12 protein-coding genes are annotated in these 16308 nt (G+C 67.2%); 6 read left to right on the top strand and 6 right to left on the bottom strand.

The window, feature by feature from the left end; translation table 11 throughout:
* Window positions 1–139 precede the first annotated feature (139 nt).
* Window positions 140–1441: an MFS transporter gene (locus tag DLM85_RS09720; RefSeq protein WP_111477907.1), complete on the top strand. Its 1302-nt coding sequence runs from the start codon at window positions 140–142 to the stop codon at window positions 1439–1441.
* 271 nt (window positions 1442–1712) lie between these two features.
* On the opposite strand, the gene DLM85_RS09715 is transcribed toward DLM85_RS09720, so the two are convergent.
* The gene (locus DLM85_RS09715) at window positions 1713–2312 is read right to left on the bottom strand and encodes a DUF4136 domain-containing protein (RefSeq protein WP_165822079.1); all 600 of its coding nucleotides are present in this window, start codon (window positions 2310–2312) and stop codon (window positions 1713–1715) included.
* Between the two features lie 151 nt (window positions 2313–2463).
* Here DLM85_RS09715 and msrA point away from each other — a divergent pair, with 151 nt between their 5' ends.
* Window positions 2464–3138 carry a peptide-methionine (S)-S-oxide reductase MsrA gene (gene msrA, locus DLM85_RS09710; protein ID WP_111477905.1) on the top strand — a complete coding sequence of 225 codons (675 nt, stop codon included), beginning with the start codon at window positions 2464–2466 and terminating at the stop codon, window positions 3136–3138.
* Between the two features lie 195 nt (window positions 3139–3333).
* Here the strand turns inward: msrA and DLM85_RS09705 are convergent, their stop codons facing one another.
* The 4 genes from DLM85_RS09705 to DLM85_RS09690 form a co-directional block, all read right to left on the bottom strand.
* Window positions 3334–3909, bottom strand: a complete 576-nt coding sequence (locus DLM85_RS09705; RefSeq protein ID WP_111477904.1) for a fasciclin domain-containing protein — start codon at window positions 3907–3909, stop codon at window positions 3334–3336.
* Window positions 3910–4046: 137 nt separating this feature from the next.
* Window positions 4047–6914, bottom strand: coding sequence for a hypothetical protein (locus tag DLM85_RS09700; RefSeq protein WP_111477903.1), 2868 nt, complete (start codon window positions 6912–6914; stop codon window positions 4047–4049).
* A gap of 167 nt (window positions 6915–7081) precedes the next feature.
* The gene (locus DLM85_RS09695; RefSeq protein ID WP_111477902.1) at window positions 7082–7480 is read right to left on the bottom strand and encodes a hypothetical protein; all 399 of its coding nucleotides are present in this window, start codon (window positions 7478–7480) and stop codon (window positions 7082–7084) included.
* 60 nt (window positions 7481–7540) lie between these two features.
* Complete coding sequence (locus DLM85_RS09690) at window positions 7541–7936, bottom strand: hypothetical protein (RefSeq protein ID WP_111477901.1); 396 nt, start codon at window positions 7934–7936, stop codon at window positions 7541–7543.
* Window positions 7937–8109: 173 nt separating this feature from the next.
* Here DLM85_RS09690 and DLM85_RS09685 point away from each other — a divergent pair, with 173 nt between their 5' ends.
* The 4 genes from DLM85_RS09685 to DLM85_RS09670 all read left to right on the top strand — a co-directional run bounded on the left by DLM85_RS09685 (window position 8110) and on the right by DLM85_RS09670 (window position 13802).
* Window positions 8110–11139: a PAS domain S-box protein gene (locus tag DLM85_RS09685; protein ID WP_111477900.1), complete on the top strand. Its 3030-nt coding sequence runs from the start codon at window positions 8110–8112 to the stop codon at window positions 11137–11139.
* An 18-nt stretch (window positions 11140–11157) separates the two neighbouring features.
* Complete coding sequence (locus tag DLM85_RS25055) at window positions 11158–11631, top strand: hypothetical protein (RefSeq protein WP_133256995.1); 474 nt, start codon at window positions 11158–11160, stop codon at window positions 11629–11631.
* 51 nt (window positions 11632–11682) lie between these two features.
* Window positions 11683–12843, top strand: a complete 1161-nt coding sequence (locus DLM85_RS09675) for a methionine aminotransferase (protein WP_111477898.1) — start codon at window positions 11683–11685, stop codon at window positions 12841–12843.
* Window positions 12844–12962: 119 nt separating this feature from the next.
* Window positions 12963–13802, top strand: coding sequence for an amidohydrolase (locus DLM85_RS09670; RefSeq protein ID WP_111477897.1), 840 nt, complete (start codon window positions 12963–12965; stop codon window positions 13800–13802).
* Between the two features lie 125 nt (window positions 13803–13927).
* On the opposite strand, the gene DLM85_RS09665 is transcribed toward DLM85_RS09670, so the two are convergent.
* Entirely contained in the window at window positions 13928–16213 is a 2286-nt protein-coding gene (locus tag DLM85_RS09665; protein ID WP_111477896.1) for a T9SS type A sorting domain-containing protein, read from the bottom strand.
* Between the last annotated feature and the right edge of the window lie 95 nt (window positions 16214–16308).

The following is a 16308-nucleotide window of genomic DNA, read 5'->3' as shown; positions in this document are numbered from 1 at the left end:
TAATTAGTAATAATAATTATAATGACTCGTTGTTGGCCCCGTGGTTGCGGCAGCTGCGCCGTCCTTGGCCAGACGCGCAGCCACCGGTGGGCTGGCCGCCGGCCCTCGTTGTGCCGGGGATGCGCCATCTTGCGAGCCTATGCATTCGGCTCCTCCCCCGCGCACCACCAGCGCCCGCATCCGCTCCATCATCAGCGGCTCCATCGGCAATCTGGTGGAGTGGTACGACTGGTACGTGTACTCGGCCTTCGCCCTGTACTTCGCGCCGGTGTTCTTCCCCAGCGGCAACCTCACCCTGCAGCTGCTCAACTCGGCGGCCGTGTTTGCGGTGGGCTTTCTGATGCGGCCCCTGGGCGGCTGGCTGATGGGCACCTACGCCGACCGCCACGGCCGCAAAGCCGCCCTGCTGCTATCGGTGCTGCTGATGTGCGCCGGCTCTTTGCTCATTGCCCTCACGCCGGGCTTCGAGCAGATTGGGTGGGCGGCGCCGGTGCTGCTGGTGCTGGCGCGGCTGCTGCAGGGCCTGAGCGTGGGCGGCGAGTACGGCACTTCGGCCACCTACCTGAGCGAAATGGCCGACGCCCGCCACCGCGGCTTCTACTCCAGCTTTCAGTACGTGACTTTGCTAGCCGGGCAGCTGTTGGCCCTGCTGGTGCAGCTGGGCTTGCAGCAGGTGCTCACGCCCGCCGAGCTGCAGCGCTGGGGCTGGCGCGTGCCCTTCGTCATCGGGGCGGCGGCGGCGCTGGTGGCGCTGTACCTGCGGCGGCACATGGCCGAAACGGCCTCGTTCAGCGAGCAGCAGGCTGCCGAAGCCGACGTGGTGACGGAAAGCAAGCTGCGCGTGCTGCTGCGCCACCCGCGCGAGGTGCTGACGGTGGTGGGCCTGACGCTGGGCGGCACCATCGTGTTCTACACCTTCACGACCTACGCCCAGAAGTTCCTGGTCAACACGGCCGGCTTCAGCCGGGAGCAGGCCGCGCAGATTTCGTTCTGGACGCTGGCCGTGGCTCTGGTGCTGCAGCCCCTCATCGGCGCCCTCTCCGACCGCGTGGGACGGCGGCCGGTGCTGCTGTTCTTCGGGGTGGGCGCCACGCTGGGCACGGTGCCGCTGCTCACCATGCTGGCCCACACCACCAACGCCTGGGCGGCTTTCGGGCTGCTGGTGCTGGCCATCGTGGTGATGAGCGGCTACACGGCCATCAACGCGGTGGTGAAAGCCGAGCTGTTCCCGACGCACATTCGCGCCCTCGGCGTGGGCCTGCCCTACGCCCTCACGGTGGCCATCTTCGGCGGCACGGCCGAGTACATTGCCCTGCAGGCCAAGCAATGGGGCATGGAGCCGGCTTACTACTGGTACGTGACGGTGTGCGCGGCCCTGTCGCTGCTGGTGTACTGGCGCATGGCCGACACCAAGCACACGTCGAGGATTGAGGGCGAGTAGGAACCTCCGTAGCTGGAAAAGAGGACGTCATCTTGAGCGCAGCGAACCGAAGGTCGACGAAGTCAAGGGCCTTCCTCTTTTCCAGCACCAACGCCGAAGCGCAACCACCAACGCCCAATCGTCCGGGCTCGGTAGCTGCGCTTCGGCGTTACGGACGTCACCAACAAAGCGTCAGCCCTGCATAGGCAGCGGCGGCGCAAGCTGCGAGCAAGGTCCTTGACTCCGTCGACCTTCGGTTCGCTGCGCTCAGGATGACGTGCTGTTTGCCCAATCACTTCTGCTCCTTCACCGGGAACTTGTCGAGGATGTCGCGGGCGGATTCGGCGAACCGCTCCCCGGCGCGGGCGGGGTTGTTGACGGCGTCGGACACGGAGCCGCGCCAGATCATGTTGTTGCTGCGGGCGTCGATGAAGTCGAGCACCAGCATGCCTTCCTGGTAGGTTTCGGTGCGGTAGCCGCTCGGGGCCTGGTACCAGCGGGTGTAATTGACGGGGATAATGGCGCCGCGGTAGCTGACCAGGTAGGGGTAGCTGATGGGCACGGCGGGGTTGGGCGGGTTGGCCACGGTGCGCTCGGCCTGCTCCACGTAGAGGTGGTAGGTCAGGTACAGGTCGGGCTTGCCGGTGGTAGCCGGGGTGAGGCCGCGCTTGGCCAGCTCGCCCTCGATAGCCGGGCGCAGCACGTTGTCCTGCAGCTGGCTGCGCAGGGCCGGGCCCTGGGTGTTGTCGGTTTTCACCTCGGTTTCGGCCCAGGCGTAGGTGCGGTACTGCGCGTAATCCACGTTGGCCTGCTCCTGCACGTTGACGGACGAGCAGGCGCCGAGCCAGCCCAGGAGTAGCAGCAGCAGCGCAGTTATCGAATGGCGTTGCATGTCGGTAGCGGTTGGTGAATGGTATGTCCTTCTCCTACCCCGCTTGCGGCCAATTGGTTGTGGTCGCGCCGCGGCGGCCCGCCCACAATCCGGGCTGCGCATCCGAATCAATCCGCCGGCTCGTATGTTCAGGCTGATGAATATGCTCCGAATGAAACAACTGTTTGTATTGCTGCTGGCGGCGCTGGGCGCGGTCAGCTGCGAAGCCCGCTCCGGCGGCCCTGAAGCCGCCGCGCCGCCCCAGGAAGACCACCGCTTTGCCGAGCTGCCCAAGCCCCAGCCGGGCGAGGCCGTGGCCACGTTTGCCAGCGGCTGCTACTGGTGCGCCGAGCACGTGTTTGAAAGCCTGAAGGGCGTGCGCACCGTCATTTCGGGCCACGCGGGCGGCACCGTGCCCAACCCCACCTACGAGCAGGTGGGCCGCGGCGGCACCGGCCACGCCGAGGCCATTCAGGTGTACTACGACCCGAAGGTTGTCAGCTTTCCGACGCTGCTGAAGGTGTTTTTCGTGCAGCACGACCCGACCACGCTCAACCGCCAGGGCCCCGACGCGGGCGAGGAGTACCGCTCCATTGCCTTCTACCGCAGCCCGCAGGAAAAGCAGCAGATCGAAGCCGAAATCCAGCGCGTCAACGCCGCCAAGCTGTATCCCAGCCCCATCGTGACGCAGGTGGTGCCGTTCAAGGCCTTCTACCCGGCCGAGCGCTACCACCAGGACTACTTCGTGAACCACCCCGACAACCCCTACATCCGCAACGTGTCGACGCCGCGCTACAACCACTTCGCGAAGGCGTTTCCGGAGCTGATCAGGAAGTCGGGCACGTAACAGCTTCTTTGCCAACAGGCATGGCCACGGCCCCGCTGGTTTGTCAAACCGGCGGGGCTTTTTGTTGCAGCTTCCCAGGCAAAGCCCACGACGTCTTCGCCCGAGCCACTGCTATAAATAATACCATTTCGCGCAAATACTAAACCCCGCCAACCGAATCCGGTTGGCGGGGTTTGGCGCGTCGGTGGGTACTGTTTATTTGGGCAGCAGTACCTTGTCGATGACGTGGATGACGCCGTTGCTCTGCAGCACGTCGTAGGTCGAGATGCTGGCCACGTTGCCGCCTTCATCGACGAGCACCACGTTGTGCGGGCCGTTCATCATGGCCGTCAGCGTGCCGCCGCTCACGGTCTTGAGCGTAGCCTTGCCCTTGCCGGCTTTGACGGCGGCCATCAGCTTGTCGGCGGTCATGTTGCCGGCCACCACGTGGTAGGTCAGCACCTTGGTCAGCGCAGCCTTGCTTTCGGGCTTTAAAAGGCTTTCTACAGTGCCAGCAGGCAGGTTTTCGAAGGCATCGTTTACCGGCGCGAAGACGGTAAAGGGACCTTTGCCCTGCAGCGTTTCCACCAGCCCAGCGGCCTTCACGGCGGCGACCAGCGTGGTGTGGTCCTTGGAGTTGACGGCGTTTTCAACGATGTTTTTGCTCGGCAACATAGCCATGCCACCCACCATCACGCTGTTGGGCGAGAGTTGGGCCGACTGGGCCGAGGCCGAGTACGAAGCGCCACTGAGCAGGGCAATCAGGGCCAGGGAAAACAGGTTCTTTTTCATCGGGAGGGGTGTGGAAGAATAATGTGCTGCACCTACGCCGCCTGGCTCAACAGTGGATTTACCAGCCTGTATTTTTCTTCCCGCACCCCGATATCATCCTATTTTTCAAGCGTTTCGATTTTCTTCTTCGCGGGGCCTCAGATGCCGATATCCAGCACCAGCGGATCGAAGCGCCACTGGCCGGCGTAGGTATCGTACACGGCCCGCAGGCCGGTTTCGAGCGGGGTGCGCAGCCGCAGCACGTTGAACACCACCGACACCGAGCCGCCCACGGTGCGGTAGTCGCGCGCGACGGGGCCCCGGCTAGTCTGGCTGCGGCCCCGCGCCACGTCGACGAAAGCCGTGCCCTTGAAGCGTTGCACGTACAGCCAGCGCCCCGCGGCCCAGTGCGCGTCGAATAGCGGCAGGCGGTACTCGGCGCTACCTACGTTCAGGCGGTCGAAGCTGATATACGAGGACCCGCGAGGGAAAAACACGGCCGGAGCGAACTGGTACTCGCGTTGCTGCTGGTGCTGGTAGCCGCCGCGCAACCGCAACGAATGGTGCTTACCGATGCCGGGGAAGTACAGGCTGCCGATAGCGCCCCACTGCCTGGCATCGAGGCCGCGGCCGAAGGGGGTGAGGCGGCCGGTGAGCAGCAGGGCCTGGCCCCAGCGCGGGCCCACGTCGCGGGTGCTTTGCTTGAGCTGGCGGGCGTAGCTAAGGGTGGTTTCGAGGGCGTTAAGCGGGTTGTTCGGACCCACGTCGCTGAGGTAGCGGGCGGGCAGGTCGTAGCCGCGCACTTCCTCGTGCAGGTAGTAGGCGCCCAGGGTCAGCGCCTGCAGGTACTTGGAGCGCGTGAGCGTGAGCGGCAGGCGCAGGCCGGTGCGCAGGCGGGTGTAGCGCCACTGGTCACGGTATTCGGTGCCGCCCAGGATGAGGCCGGAGTTGCGCCCGCCGTGGGTTACGTCGAGGTCGAACACCGGGTAACGCCCCTGGTAGCTCAGGCCCGCAAAGAGGGCGCCGGTGCGCTCGGTCTGGTCGAAGCTCGCGCCGGCAATGGCCTGGGTGGTGCTCAGGTAGTCCTGCGACCGGACGCCCAAACTCAGCCCGGTGCCCTCGGGGCTTTGCACCAAGCCGTAGCTGAACACGTGAAAGGCGTGGGCCAGCGGCCGGTAGGGCTGCACCGGAAAGCGCCCGGCCGAGTCGGGGGCGCTGAGCTGCGGGCGCAGGCGCGGGGCGCCGGGGTCGGTGGCCGTGAGCTGTCCGGAGTACAACCGCTCGGGGTCGGCGGCGGGCGGCGACACCGGCGTCCAGGCGGCGGGGTTCAGCGGCATTTCCACGATGCGGCTGCCCTGGGCCCGGAAGTCGTGGAAAGCCAGGTGCCGGCCGTCGGGACTGACGGCGGCGTGGTAGGCGCCCAGCGGCCGGCTGGTGACCCGGTACGCCTGCCCGGTGGTGAGGCTGACGGCGTGCAGGTTGTCGACGCCCGACTGCGGCGAGTTGTAGAGCACGTAGTCCTGCCAGGGTACGGGGTTGCTCAGGTTCACGTTGGCCGCGGGCAGCAGGGCGCGGGCCGAGCCGGCAGCCGGGTCGAGCAGCTCCAGGGTTTTGCCGGCCTTGTCGAGCACCACGGCCACCACGCGCTGCCCGTCGGGCAGAAAGCGGGGCTGCAGGTAGAGGCGGTTTTGGGGGTTAGGCCAGGTCTGGAGCACGGCGCCGGTGCGGGCATCGAGCAGGCGCAGGTGGTGGCGGTAGCTGTCGTCGGTTTCCGTCACCACGAGGCGCTGGCCGTCGGGCGAGAGGGCCGCGCTGGTGTAGCGCGTGCGGCGGGTGAGGCGGGTGAGCTGGCCAGTGGCCAGGTCGAGCACGCGCAGTTCGGAGTAGGTGCGCTGGCCCCAGCGCGGGTCGGGCTGGTACTCGGGCCAGACCACCTTGCCGGCGGCCACGCTCAGGCCCTCGGGCAGGTGAATCAGCCCGGGCACGAACACCTTTTCCTCGCGGCCGTGGCGGCCCAGGCGCACCCACTGCGCAATGTCGCCCAGGCCTGCTTTCAGGGCCAGCACGGTGCTGTCGGTGAGGTACTGCGGATATTCGTAGTTGGTGTAAATCCTGGTCGGAGCCTGCCCGGCCAAGTCCTGCGCCGCCGTCACGGGCCGCTCCTGCTGCTGGGCGCGCCACACCGAATCGGCCTCCTGCATGGCGCGCTGGTACACCTGCTCCACCTTCAGCCCGGTGACGCGGCGGATGCCGGCCGAAAACGAGAACGGGTAGAACGGAAAGCGGTAATAGTGGTCGAGCACCCGGTCCCAGGCGTCGGGGCCGTGGTGGCTTTTCACGTAGGAAGTCAGAAAATAGCCCAGCGTGTACCAGTTGGGCACCTGGTGGCGAAAGGAGCCGCACACGGCTTCCTGGTACGAGTAGCGACGCCCGGCCAGCAGGTTGGCGCGCAGGCCCACGTCGAACGACGGAATGCGGCCCCGGCCGCTGCGGGTGAGGGCCGTTTCGGTGCCCACGGCGTCGCCCTCGAAAAACCACGGCGGCAGCCCCACCGACATCACGCCCAGGGCCCCGTCGCCGAGCAGGGGCACCAGCACCCGGCCCAGGCCCTGCCGGGCTTTGTCGAACTGCCCTACGTGCCGGAATTCGTGCACCACCAGCTGATCCAGCCAATCGACGGTGCCCAGGCTGGCCTCCTGCGGCGGCACCACGAAAAACTCGGCCCGCCGCGGCAGAAACGTCACGAAGCCGTTGCTGACGGTTGTCTGCGTCTGCAGCACCACCGTGAGGGGCCGCGCCGCCACGCCCAAGGACTGGGTGCCGGCGGCGTGGGCCTGCTCCAGGCGCCGGGCCGTGTGCTGGGCCGCCGAATCGAAGCCGGCGGGGTAAAGCACGCGGAAATGCGGCGTGCGTACCTGCTGCCAGCGCAGGGCGGGCGGGTTCTGGTCGAGAATGGGCAGGCTCTGGGCGGCGGTCGGCAGAGCCGCGCCCAGCAGCAGCGGAGCAAGAAAAGCGGAACGGAGCATCAGCGGTAAAGCTGCCCAGCCCGCCGCGCATTTGCAACCGCTTGAGTTCGGCAGGGGAGTGAGGGTACGAGTTCGGCAGGGTGTAAGGGTAGGCGGGTATGAGTTATCGAGCGGACAACTCCTACCCTCTTACCTACCTATCTGCCTGCCCTCACGCCCTCCTGACCTCAGTCGCGGCAGCTATCGAGCCAGTTGGCGGCGGCGGTGTAGTCGTCGAAGGCGCGAATGGTGGGCTGCTCGGCGTAGGCCAGGGCTTGGTTTATGCTCAGCCGGCCGTAGATGCTCTGGGCGTACACCCAGGCGAAATACTGCACGCCGGACTCGCTCAGTTCGCGCATAAACGCGGTGCCTACCCACTCGGCCGCGTCGGCCCATAGGGTACACACCAGGCGGTTGTCGTTGAGCACCTTGCAGCAGCCCTGCTGGCGGGCGTAGTGCAGCATGGTGGCGCAGCCGCGGTGGGCGGTGCCTTCGTCCTGCCGGGGCTGCCAATCGGCGTAGAGCCAGCGGTGGTCGGGGTCGTAGTCGAGGCGCAGGGCCTCGTCGTGATATAGGTGGCGGAGCATGGATAACGGGCTAACGGTGGAGTGACAGCCGCTGCGCCCCGATGCGCCGGCCCGGCGGGCCTACATCTGCCGCAGCCAGGCACTAGCCGTGTCCATGCTGTCAAACGTCATTACGACGGGCTTGCGCGTGTGTTGCAGCGTGAGGTCGGTGCTCAGGCGGCTGTACACGTTGGGCGAGTACACCCAGGCAAAATATTCCAGCCCGGCCTCGGCCATGAGCGGAAACCACACCCGCCCTCCCCACTCCGAGGCGTCGGCCCAGATGGTCTGCACCCGGCGGTTGTCGTTGAGCACCTTGCGGGCCCGCTCCTGGCGCAGCAGCTCCAGCATCTTCAGCGCCCCGGCCTGCACCGAAAACGAGTCCTGCTCGGCCTGCCAGTCGGCGTACAGCCAGTCGTTGGTGTAATCGTAAGCAATGCTGATAACAGCATCCTGGTGGAGGAGGCGTAGAGCCATGCGGGCGGAAAAGGACAATCGGCCGTAAACGGCAAACCGGCCACCGGGGTTACGCCGCAGGCGGGTAGTCAGCCAAAAAATTTCCAGATTGTCGGCCCCGGACCGCCCACGGCCCCGGCCCGGAGTGTATCTTTGAATACGCTGCCCCACCGATTTTTCGCTTCCGCGCCGTCATGCCTTCGTCTCCGGCCCCTGATTTCGGGCTTCTGTTCGACGCCTTACCGACGCCCCAGCTGGCGCTGGCGGCCGATCAGACCGTGGTGGCCGCCAACCCCGCCATGGGCCAGTGGCTGGGCCGCCCGGCCGAGGAGCTAGTGGGCACCAGCGCCGCCACGGCCCTGCCCCTGGCCGACGCCGACTGGCAGCAGCTGACCGACAACTTTCGCCAGGAGCGCCGCGAGCAAACCGTGCGGCTGCTCACCGCCGCCGGCCCGCAGCCGCTCACGCTGCGCCCCGTGCCCGCCGATGCCGCCGCCGAGCTGCGCTACCTGCTGGTAGCGCCCGCCGCCCCGGCGCCAGGCCCCTCCGCTGCCGCGCCGCGCCGCCAGCAGGAGCAGTTTCGCTTTCTGAGCGAGGTGATTCCGCAGCTGGTGTGGACCACCAACGCCCAGGGCCGCCCCGACTACTTCAACCAGCGCTGGCTGGACTACACCGGCCTACCCGGCCTCGGCGCCCCCGACCCGGCCTGGACCGCCGCCCTGCACCCGGCCGACGCGCCCGGCGCTCTGCCGCGCTGGCAGCAGGCCCTGACCGGCGCCGAGCCCTACCGCGCCGAGCTGCGCCTGCGCGCCCACGACGGCCGCTACCGGTGGTTTCTGGTGCAGGCCCAGCCCCTGCGCACCGCCCAGGGCCGCGTGAGCCAGTGGCTGGGCACTTGCACCGACATCGACGACGCCAAGCGCGTGCAGCAGCGCCTGCTGGCCAAGGACCGGCAGCTGCAGCAGATTCTGGGCGAGGTGCCGGCCTACGTGGCCACGCTGTTCGGCACCGAGCACATCTGCTCCTTCGTCACGCCCAACTTTCAGGAGCTGCTCGGCGGCCGCCTGCGCCCGGGCTGGTCGGTGAATGAGACCGTGCCGGAGTTTCAGCAGCAGGGCCTTTCGGCTTTGCTCGACGCGGCCTACCACTCGGGCCGCACCATCACCCGGCAGGCCTGCCCGCTCGACTGGCTGAACGCCGCCAATGGGCACACCCGCCGCTACTACGACCTGACGCTGCAGCCCCTGCTGACCGAGCAGGGCCTGGTGCAGGGCGTGCTCTTCTTTGCCGTCGACGCCACCGAGCGGGTGCAGGCCCAGCAGCGCAGCGAGCGGCTGACCGCCGCCGGGCGCCGCCGCAACGAGCAGGTGCGCGCCATGACGGAGGCCCTGCCGCTGATCAGCTTCAGCCAGGCGCCCAGCGGCCGCGTGGTGTACGTGAGCCCGCAGTGGGGCGACTACACCGGCGTGCCTAGCCTGGCCGCCGGGGGCCGCGACTGGCGCAGCTTCGTGCACCCCGACGACCTGGCCCCGGTGGCTACCTCTTTTGCCCGCGCCCGTCGTGCCCGCACGCCCTGGACCACCCAGCTGCGCCTGCGCCGCCACGACGGGCAGTACTGCTGGCACCTGATCCGCTCCCTGCCGGTGTTTGACGCCCAGGGCCGCCTCAGCCGCTGGTACGGCTCGCTCACCGACGTGCACGAGCAGCAGGAGCTGCACGAGCGGCTGCGGCGCTCCGAAGAGCGGTTCCGGCTGCTTACCCAGAGCATTCCGCACATCATCTGGACGGCCGACGCCCACGGCCGCCTCGACTACCTCAGCCCGCAGTGGTTCCGCCTCACCGGCCAGGATGCGCAGGACCCGGCCGTGCTCGGGCCCGAAGCCGGCTGGCTGCAGGCCCTGCACCCCGACGACGTGGCCCCGGCCCGGACGCGCATCGTCACGGCCCTGCAGACGCGGCGCTCCTACGTGATGGAAGTGCGCCTGCGCCGCCGCGACGGGCAGTACCGCTGGCACCTGGTGCGCGGCGTACCCGAGCTGGGCCCCGACGGCGCAGTGTTGCGCCTGTTCGGCTCCAATACCGACATCCACGAACAGTACGAGCTGCAGGCCGAGCTGCGCCGCTCCGAGGTCGAGTTCCGCTTCTTGGCCGACAGCATTCCGCAGCTGGTGTGGACGCTGGAACCCGACGGCACGCCGAGCTTCCTGAACGAGGAATGGCAGAAGTACACCGGCCTGGCGCTGGCCGAGGTGCAGCAGCACGGCTGGGGCGCGCTGGTGCCCGAGCCCGAGCGGGCCCTGGCCGAGCACACGCTCCGCGAAAACGTACGCCTGGGCTGCGTGCACGAGCACGAAAACCGCCTGCGCCGCGCCGCCGACGGGCAGTTCCGCTGGCACCTGCACCGCGCCCGACCCATGCGCGACGTGCACGGCCGCATCGTGCGCTGGTTTGGCACCAGCACCGATATCGACGACTACAAGCGGTTTCAGCACGAGATGGAAGCGCGCAACGCCGAGCTGATGCGCATCAACCAGGACCTGGACAACTTCGTCTACACCGCCTCGCACGACCTGCGCCAGCCCATCGACAACATGGGCGGCATCTTCCACGAGCTGGTGCGCTCGGCCCGCTTCGACGACCCCGACGCCCCGGCCCTGGTGACCATGTTCGAACACTCGCTGGAGCAGATTTACACCACCATTCAGGAACTGTCGGCGCTGGTGCAGGCCCAGAAGCACAGCCTGACGGCCGCCCCGGAGCAGGTGCGCCTGGAGCGGCTCACCCAGGAAGTGCTGCACAGCATCGGCGAGCAAGTGCGCAACGCCGGCGCCGTAGTGGAAACCGATTTTGCCGCGGTGCCGGCCGTGGAATTCATCCGCCCCAACCTGCAGAGCGTGCTCTACAACCTGCTCAGCAACGCCGTGAAGTACCGCGCCCCCGACCGACCGCCCCGCATCCGCGTGTGGACCGAGCGCCTGCCCGATGCGGTGCAGCTCACCGTGCAGGACAACGGCCTGGGCATCGACCTGGAACGCCACGGCAAGGACCTGTTTCAGCTGTTCCGCCGCTTCCACGACCACGTGCCCGGCTCGGGCACCGGGCTATACCTGGTGCAGCGCTTGGTGCAGGCCCACGGCGGCAAGCTGGAGGTGGAAAGCCAGGTGGGCGAAGGCACCACGTTCCGGGTATGGCTGCCGATGGGGGGCAATGGGTTGGTGGGGTAACGAAACCTTTGACGGCCAATGACTGCGAAACAACTATTTGTCAGCCTGTTGAGCCTAGGTCTGTTTTCAAGCTGTGCGCCGAAGTTTCAGCAATTGATGCGTGAAAATGCGGACGGCACAAAGTCCCCTTGGTTACCACCCAAGCATTGCACGCAGGTAGCAGCGCTACAGCTTCGTAACCGTGACATCCGCCGGCTATCGGCTTTCATTTCGAGGCAGAACAACATGGACTGGTACGTTGATGTCCGACGACCTGATGTCTGCCTGCATAAGTTGGTTAGCCAAAACAACTTTGGCTTGTTTTACATCATTAGCCCGCTCTCCTCGCACTGGACTACTTGCTACTTTATCAACGGCAGCCGCGGCGTTTCCGTCATCCGTTGGACTGGAGCCGGGCAGACAGAGAAAGATGTCAGGAAAGCATTGGACAGGCACCGGGAGGATTTAGGCGCGACGCAAGCGGATAGTATACTGCACTACTTCGACAAGTAGCATATTGCGTGGGCCGTAACTTGTCGGCTTCCACTGCTTCCCCATTCTCCCTTGCTTACCTCCAAACTCCCCGACGTCGGCACCAGCATTTTCGCGGTGATGACCCAGCTGGCCACCGAGCACGGCGCCATCAACCTCGCCCAGGGTTTCCCCGATTTCAACCCGCCCGCCGCGCTTACTGATGCCCTGGTGCGCCACGCCCAAGGCAGCCAGCACCAGTACGCGCCCATGCCGGGCCTGCCGCGCCTGCGCGAGCTGATTGCCGAGAAAATCGCCCGCATCTACGGCGTCGCGGCGCCTGACGCCGGTACCGACATTACCGTGTGCAGCGGCGCCACCGAGGCGCTGTTTGCCGTCATCACGGCCGTGGTGCGGCCGGGCGACGAGGTGGTGGTGCTGGAGCCCGCCTACGATTCCTACGCCCCGGCCATCCGGCTGGCGGGCGGGCGGCCGGTGTACGTGCCCCTGCGCCTGCCCGACTTCCGCCCCGACTGGGACCAGGTGCGCGCCGCCCTCTCGCCGCGCACCCGCCTGGTGATGGTGAATACCCCACACAACCCCACCGGCGCGGTGTGGACCGCAGCCGACTGGCAGCAGCTGGCCGAGCTGCTGCGCGGCACCGAGACCCTGCTGCTCTCCGACGAGGTGTACGAGCACATGACCTTCGACGGGCGCCCGCACCGCTCGGCCCTGCAGCACGCGGAGCTGCGCGAGCGGGCCTTCGTGGTGTCGTCGTTTGGCAAAACCTACCATGCCACCGGCTGGAAAGTGGGCTACTGCGTGGCCCCGGCCGCGCTCAGCGCCGAGGTGCGCCGCGTGCACCAGTTCGTGACCTTTGCCGTGAGCACGCCCTTCCAGCTGGCCATTGCCGACGTGCTCGGCGACGCCGGCAGCTACGACTACTTGCCCGCCTTCATGCAGCAGAAGCGCGACCTGTTCGGGCAGCTGATGCAGGGCACCGGCTTCGAGCTGCTGCCCTCCGAGGGTTCCTACTTCCAGCTGGCGCGCTACCAGCAGCTGGCGCCCGGCGGCGAGGCCGACGTGGCCTTTGCCCGCCGCCTGACCCGGGAAGCTGGCGTGGCCGTGGTGCCCGTGTCGCCCTTCTACCACGACGGCACCGACCACGGCCTCGTACGCTTCTGCTTCGCCAAGCAGGACGATACCCTGCGCGCCGCGGCCGAGCGGCTGCAACAGTTTGCCGCCCGGCGCTAGGCCCGACCGGGCGGCTGGCGGCCTGCTAAACGGGAAATTGATTGCCGGTTGCACAATACCAGTGCATTTATTAGCACTATGCGTATTTCAATTTGGCTTTTCGGCCATAATTCAGTAACATGCTCGGGAAAGACCCCAAGCGCCCCTCCACCGTGTCCGACCTCACCGTTTCCTTTATCCAGCTTCCGCTGAAGTGGCACTCCCCGGCGACCAACCGGGCCGAGCTGGCCGCGCACATCGCCGAAATATCCGTTGCCACCGACCTCATCGTGCTGCCCGAGATGTTCAGCACCGGCTTCAGCATGGATGCCGCGCACTGGGCCGAGCCCGTCGACGGCCCCACCCTGGCTTGGATGCGCGAGCTGGCCGCCCGGCGCGACGCCGTAATAACCGGCAGCGTGATGACCCGCGACGAGGAAGGCCGCTTCTACAACCGCCTGCTCTGGGTGCGCCCCGACGGCTCGTTCAGCCACTACGACAAGCGCCACCTCTTCCGCATGGCCGGCGAGCATGAAGTGTACAGCGCCGGGCAGCAGCGCTTGGTGGAAGAGTGGCGCGGCTGGCGCATCTGCCCGCTGATCTGCTACGACCTGCGCTTCCCCGTGTGGAGCCGCAACGACCTGCACCAGCCCTACGACCTGCTGCTGTACGTGGCCAACTGGCCCGCTGCCCGCCGCACCGCCTGGATAACGCTGCTGCGCGCCCGCGCCATCGAAAACCAGGCGTATACGATGGGAGTGAACTGCCTCGGCCTCGACCCCGCCGGCCAGCCCTACGACGGCGACTCGGCCCTGCTCGACATGAAGGGCGAGTACCTGGTGGAAGTCGGCAACCAGGAAACGGGCATCACCCGCACCCTGCGCCGCGCCGACCTGGAGGCCTACCGCAGCCGCTTCCCCGCCCTGCTCGACGCCGACGAGTTTGAGCTGCGCACCAGTGGTGAGCTGGTGAAATTGTGAAGTGGCGAGTTTGCTGGCCTGATGGCTTTCCAACCAGCTACACCGAAACGGCCCCGCCTGCAGTTGCAGGCGGGGCCGTTTCGGTGTAGGGAAGCCGGGAGTCAACTCACCATTTCACCAACTCCCTATTTCACCGTCAGGCGCTGCACGCCGCGGCGGCCAGTGGCGTCGGTGGCTTCGAGCAGGTACACGCCGGCGGGCAGGGTGCGCAGGCTCAGGTGGTGCTGGCGCTGGGCGGCCTCGGCCTGCTGCACCACGCGGCCCAGCAGGTCGCGCAGCAGCACGCGGGTGGCCGTGGGCGTTTCCACGGTCACCACGTCCTGGGCCGGGTTGGGGTACACTTGCAGCGGCAGGGCAGTGGTGGTCTGGGCGCGGGTGCTGGTCACGGTGTTGCGGGTGCCGTAGAGCAGCACCCCGCCGGTTTCGAGGCCCGCCACCAGTTCGGGCACGCCGTCGGCGTTGATGTCGGCCAGGGCCAAGTGGTTGCGCCCGTTGCCGTAGCCCAGGCGCGAAACCTCGTACTGGCCCGCCACCGCGTTCAGAAACAGGTCGGTGCGGTCGAAGAACACGCCGGACTGCGCGCGGAAGTTGCTGTACATGTGCACGATGCCGGTGCCGTCGATGGTCAGCAGGTCGGGCGTGCCGTCGCGGTCCACGTCGGCCACGGCGGGGGCTAGCAGCTGGGGCTTGGCGCCGCTGCCCAGGCGAATGGCACCGTAGTCGTTGTTGACCAGCGTGAAGCCGTCGGCCAGGGGCTGGGCGGGGTCGCGGTGGTAGTAGTAGAGCGCGCCGCCCGAGGCGCCCACGCTGGTGCCGAGCAGCAGGTCGAGATAACCGTCGCCGTCCACGTCGGCGAAGCAGGGCGTGTCGTGGGTGCGGTTGCCGAGGCCGTTCAGGTTGTTGAGCTGTGCCGTGTTGAAGCTGACGGGCTGGCCGGCCGCGGCCGTGTTCAGGTAGTAAAAGATAAACGAGGCCCCGATGTAGTAGCCGCCGAAGGCCAGGTCCACGGCGCCGTCGTGGTTGAGGTCGGCCAGCACGGGCCGGATGTCGCTGAAGTTGCGCGCCGAAAGGCCCAGGTAGTCGCTGGTGACCAGGCTGAACACCGGCTGCCGGGCCGTGCCCACGTTGCGGTAGTGCGCAATGGTGGAGCGGTAATCGGTGCCGCTGTTGAAGGCCCCGTACTGGTCTTTGCCGCTGGCCACGAGCATGTCCACCAGCCCGTCGCCGTCGAGGTCGGCAAAGGCCGTGGCGGCCGCTTCGCTCAGGTCAATCATCTGGTGTTGCAGAAAGCTGCCGGTGCGGCGCACGTACACCGGCGCCGTGGCGGTGCCGGTATTTTCAAACCACACGCCGTTGTTGCGCATGCTGGTGCGGTCGGTGTGGTCGACCTGGGCCGAGGCCACCACCAGGTCGGGTGTGCCGTCCAGCGTGGCGTCCACGATGTAGGGCGCCGGGTACGTAACCACCGACACCGGGCCGGCCCCGTTGGGAATGCTGCTGAGCACGCTGCTGGCGTTGGTAGCGGCCGTGGCGTTGGTGCCCGTGTTGCGCACGGCCGCCAGATCGGCCGTGAAGTCGCGCCCGATCAGCAGGTCCTGGTCGCCGTCGTTGTCGAAATCCTGCAGCAGCAGGGCCCCGCCGCCGGTGTGGTTGGTGCGGCCGGGGTCGGGGGCGACGGGGCGGCACTGGGCCCCGCCGGTGGCGTAGCTGGTGCCCAGCGGGCCGCAGTAGCGCAGGCCCGCCCAGGCTTCGGCCGAGCGGTAATTGAAATCGAGCCCGCCGCAGGCCGCGCTGATGTTCTGGTAGTACTGAATGGTGCTGCCCCCGACCGGGTCCAGCATCAGAATGTCAATCTTCCCGTCGCCGTTCACGTCCTGAATGGCCGGCACGTTGTAGGGGCTCACGTCCACGTTGGTCACGAACGGGCGCCCGTCGATCTGAATGGACTCCAGCTGGGAGGTAATCAGCTGGAACGCGGGCCGCCCGCCGGGGCCGGCCACGTTCTGGTACACGCGCACGTCGGTGGCGGCACCGGACGTAAAGAGGTCGGGGCGGCCGTCGCAGTTGTAGTCGCGCAGCAGGGCCCAGTTGGCCAGATTGGCCGGAAAGACCGTTTCGTAGTCGGGGGCGTACAGCCAACGTTTCCCGGTGCCGGTGCCCGCGTTCAGGAAGGTCAGCACGCGGCCGCTCATGCGCTCAAACACGAACAGATCCAGCTTTCCGTCGCCGTTCAGGTCGATGTTGGAGTACTGCGGGCTATCGAAGCCGCCAACCCAGGCCTGGCGCAGGGTGTCGCCGGCGGCCAGCACCGGAGCCAGGCGCGGGCGGTACTCGAAGCCGAAGCGGCTGGTTTGGGCGGCCACGCTCAGCGGCAGCAGCAGGGCCAGCAAGGCGGGTAAACGACGCAGCATAGCAGAGGGGGTTAATAGCAGGATTGATCCTGAAAAAGAAAATTAGGTTGGAACAAACAGCAAAATTTGCGCCGGAGCTATTTGGTTCCGTTCCC

This window comes from Hymenobacter edaphi (genome assembly GCF_003258365.1).
Taxonomy (GTDB): Bacteria; Bacteroidota; Bacteroidia; order Cytophagales; family Hymenobacteraceae; genus Solirubrum; species Solirubrum edaphi.
The sequence above is the reverse complement of the archived record's forward strand: the minus strand, read 5'-3'. Positions and strand labels throughout refer to the sequence as shown.